18 protein-coding genes, 1 rRNA gene and 1 pseudogene are annotated in these 12,695 nt (G+C 43.0%); 6 read left to right on the forward strand and 14 right to left on the reverse strand.

The features are described 5' to 3' along the window. A 16S ribosomal RNA gene (locus tag GSF08_RS11605) occupies positions 1-101 on the reverse strand; the annotation flags it as partial. A 233-nt stretch (positions 102-334) separates the two neighbouring features. Then, entirely contained in the window at positions 335-883 is a 549-nt protein-coding gene (locus GSF08_RS11335; RefSeq protein WP_160625909.1) for a DUF402 domain-containing protein, read from the reverse strand. A 108-nt stretch (positions 884-991) separates the two neighbouring features. Between GSF08_RS11335 and GSF08_RS11340 the strand changes: the two genes are divergently transcribed. The 3 genes from GSF08_RS11340 (at position 992) to GSF08_RS11350 (ending at position 2,026) form a co-directional block, all read left to right on the forward strand. Continuing rightward, a complete protein-coding gene (locus GSF08_RS11340; protein WP_160625910.1) occupies positions 992-1,195 on the forward strand; it encodes a hypothetical protein in 204 nt (67 codons plus the stop codon). 3 nt (positions 1,196-1,198) lie between these two features. After that, complete coding sequence (locus GSF08_RS11345; protein ID WP_160625911.1) at positions 1,199-1,480, forward strand: spore coat protein; 282 nt, start codon at positions 1,199-1,201, stop codon at positions 1,478-1,480. Between the two features lie 81 nt (positions 1,481-1,561). Continuing rightward, positions 1,562-2,026: a GAF domain-containing protein gene (locus GSF08_RS11350; protein ID WP_160625912.1), complete on the forward strand. Its 465-nt coding sequence runs from the start codon at positions 1,562-1,564 to the stop codon at positions 2,024-2,026. A gap of 122 nt (positions 2,027-2,148) precedes the next feature. Here the strand turns inward: GSF08_RS11350 and GSF08_RS11355 are convergent, their stop codons facing one another. From GSF08_RS11355 to GSF08_RS11365, 3 genes are all read right to left on the reverse strand, one after another. Beyond that, entirely contained in the window at positions 2,149-2,931 is a 783-nt protein-coding gene (locus GSF08_RS11355) for a Cof-type HAD-IIB family hydrolase (RefSeq protein WP_160625913.1), read from the reverse strand. Between the two features lie 93 nt (positions 2,932-3,024). Further along, positions 3,025-4,164 (reverse strand): N-acetylglucosamine-6-phosphate deacetylase, encoded by a 1,140-nt coding sequence (gene nagA / locus GSF08_RS11360; protein WP_160625914.1) that lies wholly within the window; start codon positions 4,162-4,164, stop codon positions 3,025-3,027. Positions 4,165-4,230: 66 nt separating this feature from the next. Further along, positions 4,231-4,470 (reverse strand): hypothetical protein, encoded by a 240-nt coding sequence (locus tag GSF08_RS11365; protein WP_160625915.1) that lies wholly within the window; start codon positions 4,468-4,470, stop codon positions 4,231-4,233. Positions 4,471-4,581: 111 nt separating this feature from the next. Between GSF08_RS11365 and GSF08_RS11370 the strand changes: the two genes are divergently transcribed. Next, positions 4,582-5,784, forward strand: coding sequence for an FprA family A-type flavoprotein (locus tag GSF08_RS11370; protein ID WP_160625916.1), 1,203 nt, complete (start codon positions 4,582-4,584; stop codon positions 5,782-5,784). A 79-nt stretch (positions 5,785-5,863) separates the two neighbouring features. Beyond that, positions 5,864-6,505: a sporulation membrane protein YtaF gene (gene ytaF / locus GSF08_RS11375; protein WP_160625917.1), complete on the forward strand. Its 642-nt coding sequence runs from the start codon at positions 5,864-5,866 to the stop codon at positions 6,503-6,505. Between the two features lie 93 nt (positions 6,506-6,598). Here ytaF and GSF08_RS11380 read toward each other — a convergent pair whose 3' ends face one another. From GSF08_RS11380 to GSF08_RS11415, 8 genes are read right to left on the reverse strand one after another with little or no spacing between them, the layout of a single operon-like run. Next, positions 6,599-7,678, reverse strand: a complete 1,080-nt coding sequence (locus tag GSF08_RS11380) for a type IV pilus twitching motility protein PilT (protein WP_160625918.1) — start codon at positions 7,676-7,678, stop codon at positions 6,599-6,601. Further along, a complete protein-coding gene (locus tag GSF08_RS11385; protein WP_160625919.1) occupies positions 7,675-8,076 on the reverse strand; it encodes a hypothetical protein in 402 nt (133 codons plus the stop codon). Before GSF08_RS11385 ends, GSF08_RS11380 begins: the two co-directional genes overlap by 4 nt. Further along, positions 8,073-8,462: a type IV pilus modification PilV family protein gene (locus GSF08_RS11390; RefSeq protein ID WP_160625920.1), complete on the reverse strand. Its 390-nt coding sequence runs from the start codon at positions 8,460-8,462 to the stop codon at positions 8,073-8,075. The genes GSF08_RS11385 and GSF08_RS11390 overlap by 4 nt, the downstream gene beginning before the upstream one ends. Beyond that, positions 8,459-8,935, reverse strand: a complete 477-nt coding sequence (locus GSF08_RS11395) for a DUF4860 domain-containing protein (protein ID WP_160625921.1) — start codon at positions 8,933-8,935, stop codon at positions 8,459-8,461. Before GSF08_RS11395 ends, GSF08_RS11390 begins: the two co-directional genes overlap by 4 nt. Before the next feature lie 5 nt (positions 8,936-8,940). Then, positions 8,941-9,237: a hypothetical protein gene (locus GSF08_RS11400; RefSeq protein ID WP_160625922.1), complete on the reverse strand. Its 297-nt coding sequence runs from the start codon at positions 9,235-9,237 to the stop codon at positions 8,941-8,943. 1 nt (position 9,238) lies between these two features. Continuing rightward, positions 9,239-10,273 (reverse strand): type II secretion system F family protein, encoded by a 1,035-nt coding sequence (locus tag GSF08_RS11405; protein WP_160625923.1) that lies wholly within the window; start codon positions 10,271-10,273, stop codon positions 9,239-9,241. Between the two features lie 12 nt (positions 10,274-10,285). Next, positions 10,286-11,185, reverse strand: coding sequence for a transglutaminase-like domain-containing protein (locus tag GSF08_RS11410; RefSeq protein WP_160625924.1), 900 nt, complete (start codon positions 11,183-11,185; stop codon positions 10,286-10,288). Positions 11,186-11,210: 25 nt separating this feature from the next. Next, positions 11,211-12,077 carry a PHP domain-containing protein gene (locus tag GSF08_RS11415; RefSeq protein ID WP_160625925.1) on the reverse strand — a complete coding sequence of 289 codons (867 nt, stop codon included), beginning with the start codon at positions 12,075-12,077 and terminating at the stop codon, positions 11,211-11,213. A 121-nt stretch (positions 12,078-12,198) separates the two neighbouring features. On the opposite strand from GSF08_RS11415, the gene GSF08_RS11420 reads away from it, so the two are divergent. After that, entirely contained in the window at positions 12,199-12,558 is a 360-nt protein-coding gene (locus tag GSF08_RS11420; RefSeq protein WP_160625926.1) for a VOC family protein, read from the forward strand. A 28-nt stretch (positions 12,559-12,586) separates the two neighbouring features. Here the strand turns inward: GSF08_RS11420 and GSF08_RS11425 are convergent. Continuing rightward, positions 12,587-12,695: pseudogene (locus GSF08_RS11425) on the reverse strand (IS30 family transposase); the annotation flags it as partial.

Raw genomic sequence — 12,695 nt, forward strand, 5'->3', positions numbered from 1 at the left:
TCACTTCCAAGAAAGCAAGCTCTCTTTTCCGTGCGTTCGACTTGCATGTATTAGGCATGCCGCCAGCGTTCATCCTGAGCCAGGATCAAACTCTCCATTTGATTGTTTGTTTAGCTCTTCTTTACACTTTCACGTTTCTGTTTTCTTGAGTTTCTTTTGAATTGACGTATTCTGTTTAGTTTTCAAAGATCGTCGCCCTCGCTTGAGCGCTTGTATATAATAGCAAATCTCTTCTACCTATGTCAATCCTTTTCTTTACCTTTTTTATTTTTTTAACTCCTGAATATATAAACCCTTGTAATGTTTCCTGATTTACGAAAAAAAGAAAAAAGAATTACTGCCGCGAAGCGCGTAATTCTTTCAGTAATTGCTGATATTTTTCATAAAACTGATAAATTTCATCGGGATCGAACGGAGATCGGTGATGACGAATATCATTCAGTAAGAAACGCAGCTGCGAGCGAATCACCTGATCGAGCTCTTTGGAATATCCCATCTTAGCTCCATGCTCCTGATACTCATCTTCGTCCAGAATAATCCATTTGCCGTTGGGAGATACCTTGACATCCAGATCATAATCAATATTTTTAATTGCCTCTCCATCATATAAGGAAGGAGAAGCGAGATTACAGTAATAATGAATTCCGGATTTACGGATCATTGAAATTACATTATACCATTTATCCGGATAAAAGAAACAGATCGCCGGCTCCCTAGTCAGCCACTTCCGCCCGTCTGATTCTACAACCCAAGCTCGGTCGGTAACCGCTACGATTCGCTGTTCGCTCGCTTCGATCACAAAGCCTTTGATCCAGGTGCGGTGGAGACTTCCGTCATGCTTGAAGCTTTGAATATATACCATGTCTTTTTCCTTTAACTGCATGATTTCACCTCCGCATACGCAGTATTATAACAAATTTTTTTCTCATTCACCACACATGTATAAGAAATTTACCCTTGCCCATACTACCATTAGAAAGGAGATATCACGATGAAAGATGAATTTATGATTACCGGAAAAGATTTGCTGTACATGGAAGACTTAATGGATCAGTCTTTGATGCTCGACAAGCGTTTAAACCATGAAATGTCCATTCTGCAGGATAAAGCATGTATCGATCAGGCGAAATGCGTACAGAAGATGATCAAGGAATACTATGCAAACGTTCTGCAACTGATCAAACAGGAGGTGTAAAACATGGCAGAAAACAAAAAAGCATACTGCGAACAGGATGTTATGACTGAGCTGTTGGTCTCTCTCAAGCATCTGAAAGCACTAACCAATACATTCACTCAGGAATGCAGTAATGAATTGCTGTATAAGGAAATTGATGCGATCTACCAGCAGATCTCTACGGAACAGCGCAATACCTTTGAATTGATGAAATCTAAAGGCTGGTATGTCATGGAGCCGGAAAAAGGAACGAAATTATCCAAGACATATACAAAATTCTCTAATAAGGAAGCTGAATTATCATAAGACGGAACTTCCGTCTTTTTTTGTTTCATGACAAATAACCACTTTTATGATAGAGTTTTATTAAAGAAAGCCGGTGTATGCATGAACCAAGAAGAACAATATGAAATACTTTTAAAACAGGCTGAGTTACTGATTGAAAATGAGACCGATCAAATCGCGAATATGGCCAATCTCAGTGCCCTGCTGATGATGAGCCTGGAAAACATCAACTGGGCAGGCTTCTATCTTTATAAAGAAGATCAGTTGATCCTCGGTCCGTTCCAGGGTAAGCCAGCCTGTATACGTATCCCATTGGGAAGCGGAGTATGCGGAACAGCTGCCGCTACCAAGCGAGCACAATGCGTCAAGGATGTACATCAGTTCCCCGGTCATATCGCATGTGACAGCGCCAGCCGCAGTGAAATCGTAGTGCCGATTCTGACAGCGGATAATCGCTTGATCGGAGTACTTGATATTGACGCTCCGATACCGGATCGTTTTGAAGAAACCGATATTCCCTTCTTCACCAAGCTGGCTGAGCTGATCGGCAGACATTCCGGTAAATAATAAAAAAGTGCTTTCAGCACTTGATATATGTATATAAAAAAGTAGATAGTGACATAGACCCAATTTGAAGTGAACCCCCAAAATTTGGACAACCAAATAAACGAGGTTCACCTTTTATATGGTTAAATCCAGCCTTGTTCTTTCATAAAAATTAAAATACCATCTTCATCAATATGACCGCAGACCGCATCTGCCGCATCCTTCAGCTGCTGCTTTCCATTTCCCATCGCAACTCCCAAACCAGCTATTTTTAACATTTCAATATCGTTTAATCCATCACCAAAGCAGACGATATCCCGTATGTCCATATTCCAATGCTTTGCCATAGCCAGAACTCCATCGCCCTTTTCCACTCCCGGTGCAGTTAATTCCCATACCCGGTTGTAATGTACGATGTTGCAGCCTTGCGATGCCTGTTCGATCTGATCATCGATATCCGTCCGCTCGCTTTGAATCAGAATATTAAAAACCGGTTCTTCTTCATATGGTTTTTCAAGCGGCATATTCAAATATAAATGGAAGAACACGTCCAGATACCAGTCCGATATCTTGCCATGTGAATAATCACCCGCAGCACAGGAATAGCGAAGATCCATGCCAGTCTGCTTCTGTACTTCGATCAGCTTTTCCATGACCCCCTTAGGGATCGGTTTATCTTGTATACCCTCACCTTTTGAAACAACATGAGCCCCGCCGTCATAAATATAGGCATCAAAAGGAAAGTTTCGATAAAAAGACGGCAGCTGTTTTGTCTCATCCGCACAGCGGCTGGTGGCGATTCCCAGCTTCCAGCCGTTTTCCTTTAATGCCAATAGAGCATTTTGAGCAGATACCGGGATATCTTGGTAACTGTGTGAATACAGTGTTCCGTCAATATCGAAGAAACATGCTTTATAGTTTGTCATTTTCGTACCTCACATGAACCATTTTACCATTCTCAATAAGAAAACGGTACTCTTTACATAAAAAAACGCATGCTCATCCATGCGTTTTTATACTTATAAGCTTGCTTTTCCCATGCAGTAAGTCTGGGCAACGGAATAGTCATCGTTCAAAACGACAATATCCGCATCTTTTCCTGCCTGCAAAGATCCCTTGCGGTCATCAACATGCAAACAGCGTGCCGGATTGATCGTGCAGGAATTTATAGCGCTGTCAAATGGAACCAAAGCTTTTTCAACCAGTATTTTCAATCCCTCGTTCACTCTCAAAGTTGAACCGGCAAGCCCCTTTGTTGCTGTCAAATGTGCGCTGCCATCAGGATAAATTTCAATTTCATTACCGCCGAAAATATACTTTCCGCCAATCGGCAATCCTTTTGCCATCAGCGCGTCAGTGATCATAATCGTATAATCACGGCCTTTTACCGTGAACAGATCATTCAGCGCGGCCAAGGTGGAATGGTTTCCGTCACAGATCACTTCGCCGTATACATCGCGGTTACGCATTGCTGCGCCTACCAGACCCGGTTTACGATGCTGAAATGGGGTCATACCATTGAAAATATGTGTCATACTGCGAGCCCCATTGGCAATGGCCATTTCTGCTTCCTCATAGGTTGCGGCAGAATGTCCGATGCTTACCACGACTCCGTTCTGGGCACAATAGCGAGTTAACTCCAAATTCTCATCCTGCTCCGTAGCCATGGTGATGACTTTGATCAAACCATTTGCAGCCTTCTGATATTTTTTAAACTGTTCAACGCTCGGCTTAACAATGTACTGCTCCGGCTGTGCTCCTTTGTAGACCATATCCAGATACGGTCCTTCAAAATGAACACCCAAAATTTCAGCACCTTCATAGCCGTCCTCAACGACCTTTGCTACATTTTTCAAAGCCTTAGTCAGCACTTCCTCCGATTGTGTAATCGTGGTTGGGCAAATGCCGGTAACACCTTCTTCGGGAATGCGCTTCATCCAGTTGCGCAGACCGTCTTCTGCCGCATCATTGGTATCAAAACCATATGAGCCATGTGTATGCATATCGATAAATCCCGGAACAATACGTTTGTCTCCGTAATCTTCGTCAACCTTTTTACTGCCGTATTCATATACAGCCGCAATTTTTCCGTCAGCGATTTCCAATTGAGCTTCTAAAAACTGCCCTAATACCCATACTCGTTTACTTTGAATTATCATTGCATTTTCCTCCTTGATGCATACTCATATTATACTATCATTCCTTTGAATTTGAAACCAAATTACTCATAAGAAAAAATAGCCCCCGGCAAGCAGATACATGCTCAGCAGCATTAGGTCAAATGTCGCAAAGCTAAGATAGGTACGTTTTATCAGTTTTGGAATGCACAGTGCTGCTACTCCTAAAAACGGCAGCCAAAACCACACATTGCGAAAAGCGCTCATCATAATTAAAAGAATATTGATGATCAACGCGGTCATAAAAACGATCTGAATCGAACGTATTTCTTTTTCTAGGGAAAACATAGCCTTCCTCCTTTTTATTTAGTATGAACACGATATGTGAAAAAATATGCAAAAGGATGGAAAAAAAGAGCAAGCGAGGGTAAAATATAAACATTATGGAGGGTTATGGATATGAAAAAAGCTATACAGATCAAAGATCAAATATACTGGGTTGGCGTCCAGGATTTTAATTTACGGCATTTTCACGGATCACTGTATCCGATTGAGGAAGGCACAACTTATAATGCCTATTTAATTGTAGATGAACAGGTAACGCTGATTGATACGGTTGAAGAGGAATTCACGCCGGTACTGTTAGAACGTATCCGTTCTGTGATCGGTGATCGTCCGGTCGATAACATCATTGTTCAGCATGCCGAGCCGGATCACTCCGGAGGTTTTGAAAAAGTCATGCAGGCTTATCCAAATGCGGTCCCTTATGCATCCAATGCCGGTGTTCAAATCATGATGAAGCAGTACTTTCATGACTATCATTATCAAAAAGTAAAGACTGGTGATACTCTGTCAACCGGTGTTAACACATTAACCTTTGTAGAAATGCCGTTGATTCACTGGCCTGATAATATGCTGACCTATGTGGATCAGGCAAAAATCTTATTCTCCAATGATGCGTTCGGTCAGCACATCGCCGGATATGAATTGTTTGATGAAGCTTACGCTTTAAATTTCTGTCTGGACAAAGCAAAGGAGTATTATGCTAATATTGTAATGCCGTATGGCATGCAGGTTGCTAATAAGCTGAAGGCACTGAAAGACATGAATCTGGATATTGATATGATCGCTCCGGCACATGGCATTATCTGGAAACAATACATAAATGCGATCTGGAATGCCTATGAAGGATTTGCGAGCTTTCGCAGTGAGGCAAAAGCAGTGATCGTGTATGACAGTGTATGGCACCACACGCAGATGATGGCCGAAGCTTTAGCGGAAGGGCTTGGTCAAAACGGTGTTAAAGTGAAGGTGTATAAATATTCTGAAACGATGAGCTGCATCATTATGAAAGAATTACTGGATGCGAAAGCGATCTTCGTCGGCAGCGGCTGCTACAACAATACAATGTCTTCCGAGATCGCCGGTTTTCTGGATCGCCTGATCAGCTGTAAAGTAAAAGGCAAGGTCGGTTTAGGATTTGGTTCCTGGGGTTGGTTCAATCAGGTTCCGGGACGGATTAACGATAAACTAAAGGAAGCCGGTATTACATTGCTTCAGGAAGGAGCTGCTATCACTCAGAATTATACGCCCTCTGAATCTGATCTTTCTGTGATTGAAGCGAAGGCTGCGGAAATGGCAGAAACAATAAAATCCCTCTAAACTCCCGATTGGGAGTTTTATTATGTAACCATAGCCAAATATCCCTCATAAAATAACCTGTACGGGAGGGGGTATATCAATGCTTTCATTGACATCCATTCTGGAAGCGTTATTTTTAGTCATTGCCCTGTCAATAGATGCGTTTGTGGCAAGCTTTGCCTACGGCAGCGACCGTATTCATATACCATATGTATCTGTCTTTATCATAAGCGGTATTTGCAGTCTTGTATTGGGAATCTCTTTATTTATCGGGGTCATGGTCAAGCCATGGGTTCCGGCCTCACTGATCACCGGGATTTGTTTTCTATTGCTGTTTGCACTGGGCGCTTTTAAAATATTCGACAGCTCCGTGAAACGACTGATCCGCAAATATCATAAGGTTCGTCGGCAGGTTTCCTTTTCCATTTTTCAGCTTCATTTTCTGCTTCAAGTATATGCTGATCCGCAATCAGCCGACTACGATCATTCGCGCATACTGAATCCGAGCGAAGCTACTCTTTTGGCAATTTCCCTGTCTATCGATGGACTGGCCGCGGGATTTTCCGCCGGATTAACCAATCTCAATCCATGGCTGGTGCTGCTGCTCTCCTTCGGCTGCGGCGCCGTCATGGTCATCAGCGGCAGTAAGCTTGGAAAACTGATGGCTGATAAAAGCCGTTTTGATTTATCTTGGATGGGCGGCTGCATTCTGCTCGTACTAGCTTTTTTTAAATTGATGTAACAGATTGCATTAAAAAAGATATCGTCAATTATGAAGCAAGCTCCTATTACCGGCAACAGCTTTAGGATTTCTTCATGAAGACGATATCTATTTTTATTGAGGGAGCAAAGCAATTCGCCGCTGCATGGCATCCGGATTGGTACTGTAGGTAATGGCGGTCGCTTTGGAGATTTTCCCCTCCTGTAACAGCAGGATCAGACTTTCATCCATGGTGATCATGCCCGATGCGCGGTTGGAATAAATCGTATTATCAATCTGGTGAGTCTTTGCTTCACGAATTTGCGAGCGGATCGCTTGATTGGCAATCATGATCTCAAATGCCGGAATCAGGGTACCGTCCACACAAGGAACCAGCTGCTGGGATATAACGGCATGCAGAACCATTGATAATTGAATGCGAATCTGCTGCTGCTGATTCGGCGGGAAAACGTCAAGGATTCGATCAATGGTATTGGCTGCGCCGATGGTATGCACAGTTGATAAAATCAAATGTCCGGTTTCCGCTGCGGTTACCGCTGTTTCGATGGTCTCCAGATCGCGCATCTCGCCTAGCAGAATCACTTCCGGAGCCTGTCTTAAGGCAGAACGCAGAGCACTGATATAATCCGTTGTATCATGATCGATTTCCCGCTGAGATACAATGCTTTTTTTATGACGATGCAAAAATTCAATCGGATCCTCAATCGTAACAATATGGGTACTGCGCTCTTTATTGATGCGTTCAATGATGCAGGACAAAGTTGTAGATTTACCGCTGCCCGCCGATCCGGTTACCAGAATCAAGCCTTTTTTGATCGCATACATATCGGTGATAATTTCCGGTATGTGAAGCTTTTGGGGATCTGGCAAATCAAAAGAAACGACACGAAGCGCAGCAGCTTGAGAATTTCGCTGTAAATAAGTATTGACACGAAACCTTCCGATCCCCGCCACTGAAAAAGAAAAATCATTGTCGCCATTTTCCAGAAACCGCTCATAGTAAGGATTTTCACCCATTTCATATAACAGCTGTACCATCTGGGCAGTGTCAGCCGGTTTCAGCATCTTATCATCCATATATTGAATGGTACCGTTTACCTTCATCGCACACGGACAGCCGACGACAATAAATAAGTCACTCGCTTCTGCATTTACAGCTTGTTTTAATAAATTTTCCATCATTTCTCTGTTCATTTTGTCGCCTCCTCGCCGGAAATGGTTTTCCAGCTGATTACTTGAAGTTTCTTTCCATTTATCTGTAACGTTACCGACAGCCTTTGTTTAGTATTGATTTTAATTTGATATTGGAGCTGATCATCCTGCAGTGTGACTTGGCTATCCTTCAGCACCTTCATCGCTTTTTCACTCTTGAAATTACCGTTTAGCTCCATGATATCCTGTAGGATTGACCGCGCTTCACCATCTGCTTTGTAATATTCCTTTACATACGCTTCCTGCTGTTTTATCCGTTCATTATCATCCGCTGCTTTCATATAGGATAAACAGGACAGAATGGTGAAGCACATTACCACAAAGACCATAAAAATGGAAATGATTCCGATTCCAAAGCGAAAATGCCCCTGCTTATTCATGATACTCCCCCCTCACACAAAACCGTAAACTCCAGCGTCAAAATCGATTTACCGCTTTTGCGCATCTGTAATTCATAGGTAAACAGCTTTTTATCAGCCGCTCGTTCCCGGATCGAAATACGATACTCACTTCTGATGTCGGTCGGCTGCCATTTCGCATTTGCATTCCAGGTACCCACAGGCACTCGATCCTTTGAAGCAATCGCCTGTTCAGCCATCGACTGTGCTGCCTCCAGCGCTGCGGAGCGCTCTTCGCTCTCGATGCTGCGCTGATTCGCCTGATAGAAGATATTTACGCAGATCACTGCCGCAGCCGCAAAAAAGAGAATGGCCACGGCCAGTTCAATGAGATAGCTGATAGATGGTGAAATGCGTTCTTTTCTCATACGGACTCCTTATCGCTGCTTCGCAAAATGACCTGCTGCTTATAATATGTATCCTTATGCTTGATCGTAAAGGTGATTTTGTTTTGTTCCTGCTTCATATCCAGTTGGGATACATTCATGACCAGAGTCCCTTCGCTGAAATTCACTTCCCGCGCCGCCGGGATCAAGAGCTCATAGAGCTTGTGATCCTGAAAATAAATCAATGTACGGTAAGCTTCCTCCTCCTGTGAGGTCAGCACCAGACATGTTTTTCCCTGAATATTTTCTATCCGTACCCCTTTTGATTCATCCTGGCTGCGGACTTTATTCGTTAAATACGCGAGCGGTGTAGACTTTGCAAAATTATCATCGGCTCGCTGTTCAATTGTTTGATAGGCATCGATCCCATAGAGGATTGCCAGAAAGGAACCGCATGCAAACACGCAGAATAAAACCATCGGAAAAAGTATCGTATTTCCTTTGCGCAGCTTCATTTGCCTCACTCCCTTTCGATTACATAGATTGAAGGCATGATATTACCTCCGTTATAGTCATAAAAGATCCGATAATCCTTTTGATTGAGATGAAGCGTATATTGAGCCAGCAGTTCTTCTAGTGTTTTGGGATAAATTCCATGCATCGCATAGCACTGTACCGCTGCCTTCTCAACACTTTCCTGAATGCGTGACGCTTCTTCCCGATGGCTGCTTGCTTCACTTATCGATATTCCATACAGAAAGCCTATCAGCACCACCAGTAAAAGTACCAGCGCAAGCAGCTTTTTTATCTTTTTCATATCAGCTGATCGTCGACATGATGCTGAGCAGCGGAAGCATCACGCTCATCAAAATGATTCCTACCACGACTGACAGAGTAATGACAACCGCCGGCTCTACGATATTCAAATAATGTGTGACTGCACGATCGATGTCCTGATCACACAGCTCGGCAATTTCTTTTAAAACTTTTTCACCGCTGCCGCTGCGAAATCCCATATACAGCATTTTTGCGTACAATCCTTCATATAACTGACTTTCCATCAGCGCATCCTCGAGACGTTCCCCTTTGGCTAACAGCTGCTGACAGGCCTCCAGCCGCTGAAGGGTTTTGGGATGATCGACCAGTCCGGGCAGCAAAGCCATCGCGCCCTGCATATCACAACCGCTGCTTAACAGCAGATTCAAAGCATATGTCAAACGACCTACCGCAATCTTATCGCCGATCCCCCGAAAGAAAATCGATTGCAGCGGATCATGATAACCGTGTTTTCTATGCTGATAATATCGATACACCAAAAAGAAGCCAATCAATCCAATAAGAACACAGAGAATGTAGAAGCCATACTGCCCGATCGCCGTACCGACAGTAAGCAGTGTAAGCGCCAGCGGTGATAGCTCCGTTCCCAAAGCATGAAGCACATTTTGAAAAATCGGCAGTACTTTTATGACAATGACTCCGATCACCACAATCATGATCAATAATAAGAACAGCGGATAGCTTACAACCTCTTTGATTTTTTCTCGAATTTCCATGTTTTGTTTAAAATAGCTGCTCAATGCATCCATGACCTCATCCAGATTACCGCTTCGCTCACCGATTTCAATCATCGACAGAACATAGTGATCAAAACAGTTCAGTTCTTCCAATGCCTTTGACAATGTACCATGCAGAATCAATGATTCTTTGATTTGATGAATCAGCTGAGAATCCATATCTCCCTGATCCATCACCTGAAGACCATCGATGATCGGAATACCAGTATGCAGAATCAGCGCCAGCTGTGAGCAAAATGCGTATGCTTCCTGATCATGCATTTTCTTTCCTGCTTTCATCCTTATTCCTCCTTAATAGACATAACGGTTCTTATACTCACCGTCATACTCTTCACCCTGTGCCGCAAATGTCGGATCGATGCGGTTCCAGATCTTCTTTTTAAAATATACCTGAGGATTGATCCAGCCCTTTTCTTTAACCCATACTTCAATCCAGGAATGATACTCCTTGCTGGTATAGCCGGTAATCATCCGGGTCGGAATCTGTTGTGAGCGCAGCATTGCCGCTAAAAGCGCGGTGTAATCAAAACAGATACCTTTATTTGTGACATATGTTTCATCAATGATCGGAAGGACAAACTTATCGGCAACATCCTTAGCTTTTTGATCATCGTATTTCACATGAGAAATTACATAATTATAAATATGATAAATGCGGGAAAGATCGGTTTTATCATTCTTTACCAAAGCAAATGCTTTTTTTACCGCTTTGCTTTCCGGTGTGTAATCAATATATTGACTCGGATAAAGATACGGCAGTTTAGCATCCGCCAACTTCACATCTACGTCCACAGAATGCATGACCGCATATTGATCACCCTGCTTCTGTTTCAGAATCCGAAATTGATACATGCCGTTTCCCATCTGTAAAGGAAAGCTTTCATAGTCTGTCTTTTTTAGATCATAATAATAGACTTCTTTTCCCTTGCTTACCGCCAGTTTCAAAACATCCGGTGAATCCGTGATCCGCTTTGCACAGATATAGCCCTGATCGGTATTGCTGTAATCGATCATCGCTAATCCGGTCGGGTCCTGAGCAATCAGAGTCCCGGGACTGCTTGGCATATACATATCTTCTATTTTAGCGGCCGGTGTTTCTACCCCTTTGCTGGGATATTCTTTGTTTGCGCTTGTCGAACAGGCAGTCGTGAATGCGAGCAGAAAAACCAGTACTATACAGATTCGTTTCATATGCCCGCCTCACTTTCTTCCTCTATTATAAGTTCTTTAACCACTCCAACGCAATCGTTTCAGACACGATCCGCGTACCGTTGTCTCCATGCCCCAAGCCGTGCTCCACTTTATGCAGATCACTGCCGCCGCTTTTATACAGATGATGCCGATCACAATAGTCCAGCAGCTGTTCACTGTTTGTCCAGCTATGCCGCCGGTGCAGACATTCTATTCCATCCAGCAGCTGTTCATCAACAAGCTGATCGATTAACTTCCATGTATCTGATACATCATAGACAAACGGGTGAGCCAAAAACGTTAAACCGCCGCTGGCGTGAATTGCATCAGCAACCTGTTTCATCCCCGGTGCATGTTTCTCCTGTTCCATATAAAACGGACTTTTTGGATTCAGATAATGATTACGGTAAAAAGTTGTGCGATTTTTAATATGCATTTCATCCAGCCGTATTTTATTTTCGGGATACGCCATCAGCTGATCACACAGCACATCATTTGCCCGTTCATAGCTTGCTTTGATCCGTACTTGCCGATTTATCTTCAATCCCAGCCCTTCACATATTGTGAAAAGTGAATCCAAGCGGCTTTGTTCCCGACGCATAATCTTTGCTTCGTCGTGGTGGTGAAGTAATCCGCTTGCTTCCATGCGTTTTCGATCTACCCCATATCCTAACATATCCATTGTTAAGCCTCGATAAGAAAAAGTCATTTCAATACCGGGCACCAGCGTTCCATGAAAAAGCTGCTGCTCTTCCATATGCTGATAAGCCTCCATATTGTCATGATCAGTAATCGCAAAATAGCAAAGCTTATGATCCTCGGCGAGCTTCAGCAGTTGGTTTGGCGTACAGATGCCGTCTGAATAGCTGCTGTGTGTGTGCAGATCCATCATAAAGTAGCTCCTTTCGGATGAAATAGTATCATAGATATGATATAATTATACCATAAAGAGAAACCTGTTTCTCAAACCATAACACCGAAAAATGATTCATTCAAAGTCTGGAGGGAAGTTTATGAATTCATTCGTCGCTTTTTATCCCTGCCGGGATATTGAGGAAACCAAGACCTTCTATACCAATGTCCTGCATTTCCCGATCTGGCATGAACAATACAAGGCCGTTATCTTTGATACCGGATACGGCTATCTGGGATTTGCCCAGTATGCAGATAAACCTCTGGCTACATCAGTCATTATCTCGTTCAACTGTCAGGATGAGGTAGAAGTAGATGCCATGTATAAGCGTTTCTATGAAATGGATGAGATTCATCTGCTGTCATATCCGAAGCGGCAGGATGGATTCGATGTTTACTCGTTCTTCATTGAAGATCCAAATGGTTATCAGTTGGAATTTCAGAAAATTTTAGGATTATAAAAAAAGCTCTGACGAGCTTTTTCTTTATTCAAATCTCAACCGCACCAAATTGTAATTTATGAAATTCTACCTCATAAGGAGTTTTAAAGTCAAACATTTTACGAGGCATTGAATTGATTTTAAATGCTATATCATCT

The organism is Copranaerobaculum intestinale (assembly GCF_009831105.1).
GTDB lineage: Bacteria > Bacillota_I > Bacilli_A > Erysipelotrichales > Erysipelotrichaceae > Copranaerobaculum > Copranaerobaculum intestinale.

Excerpts from the sequence above, each read along its gene's own strand:
- GSF08_RS11405 (WP_160625923.1), bottom strand. The coding sequence starts at position 10,273 with ATGAAAGCAGGAAAGAAAATGCATGATCAGGAAGCATACGCATTTTGC.
- GSF08_RS11355 (WP_160625913.1), bottom strand. The coding sequence starts at position 2,931 with ATGACAAACTATAAAGCATGTTTCTTCGATATTGACGGAACACTGTAT.
- GSF08_RS11335 (WP_160625909.1), bottom strand. The coding sequence starts at position 883 with ATGCAGTTAAAGGAAAAAGACATGGTATATATTCAAAGCTTCAAGCAT.
- GSF08_RS11390 (WP_160625920.1), bottom strand. The coding sequence starts at position 8,462 with ATGAGAAAAGAACGCATTTCACCATCTATCAGCTATCTCATTGAACTG.
- GSF08_RS11345 (WP_160625911.1), top strand. The coding sequence starts at position 1,199 with ATGGCAGAAAACAAAAAAGCATACTGCGAACAGGATGTTATGACTGAG.
- GSF08_RS11385 (WP_160625919.1), bottom strand. The coding sequence starts at position 8,076 with ATGAATAAGCAGGGGCATTTTCGCTTTGGAATCGGAATCATTTCCATT.
- ytaF (WP_160625917.1), top strand. The coding sequence starts at position 5,864 with ATGCTTTCATTGACATCCATTCTGGAAGCGTTATTTTTAGTCATTGCC.
- nagA (WP_160625914.1), bottom strand. The coding sequence starts at position 4,164 with ATGATAATTCAAAGTAAACGAGTATGGGTATTAGGGCAGTTTTTAGAA.
- GSF08_RS11400 (WP_160625922.1), bottom strand. The coding sequence starts at position 9,237 with ATGAAAAAGATAAAAAAGCTGCTTGCGCTGGTACTTTTACTGGTGGTG.
- GSF08_RS11415 (WP_160625925.1), bottom strand. The coding sequence starts at position 12,077 with ATGATGGATCTGCACACACACAGCAGCTATTCAGACGGCATCTGTACG.
- GSF08_RS11365 (WP_160625915.1), bottom strand. The coding sequence starts at position 4,470 with ATGTTTTCCCTAGAAAAAGAAATACGTTCGATTCAGATCGTTTTTATG.
- GSF08_RS11370 (WP_160625916.1), top strand. The coding sequence starts at position 4,582 with ATGAAAAAAGCTATACAGATCAAAGATCAAATATACTGGGTTGGCGTC.
- GSF08_RS11420 (WP_160625926.1), top strand. The coding sequence starts at position 12,199 with ATGAATTCATTCGTCGCTTTTTATCCCTGCCGGGATATTGAGGAAACC.
- GSF08_RS11395 (WP_160625921.1), bottom strand. The coding sequence starts at position 8,935 with ATGAAGCTGCGCAAAGGAAATACGATACTTTTTCCGATGGTTTTATTC.
- GSF08_RS11340 (WP_160625910.1), top strand. The coding sequence starts at position 992 with ATGAAAGATGAATTTATGATTACCGGAAAAGATTTGCTGTACATGGAA.
- GSF08_RS11380 (WP_160625918.1), bottom strand. The coding sequence starts at position 7,678 with ATGAACAGAGAAATGATGGAAAATTTATTAAAACAAGCTGTAAATGCA.
- GSF08_RS11350 (WP_160625912.1), top strand. The coding sequence starts at position 1,562 with ATGAACCAAGAAGAACAATATGAAATACTTTTAAAACAGGCTGAGTTA.
- GSF08_RS11410 (WP_160625924.1), bottom strand. The coding sequence starts at position 11,185 with ATGAAACGAATCTGTATAGTACTGGTTTTTCTGCTCGCATTCACGACT.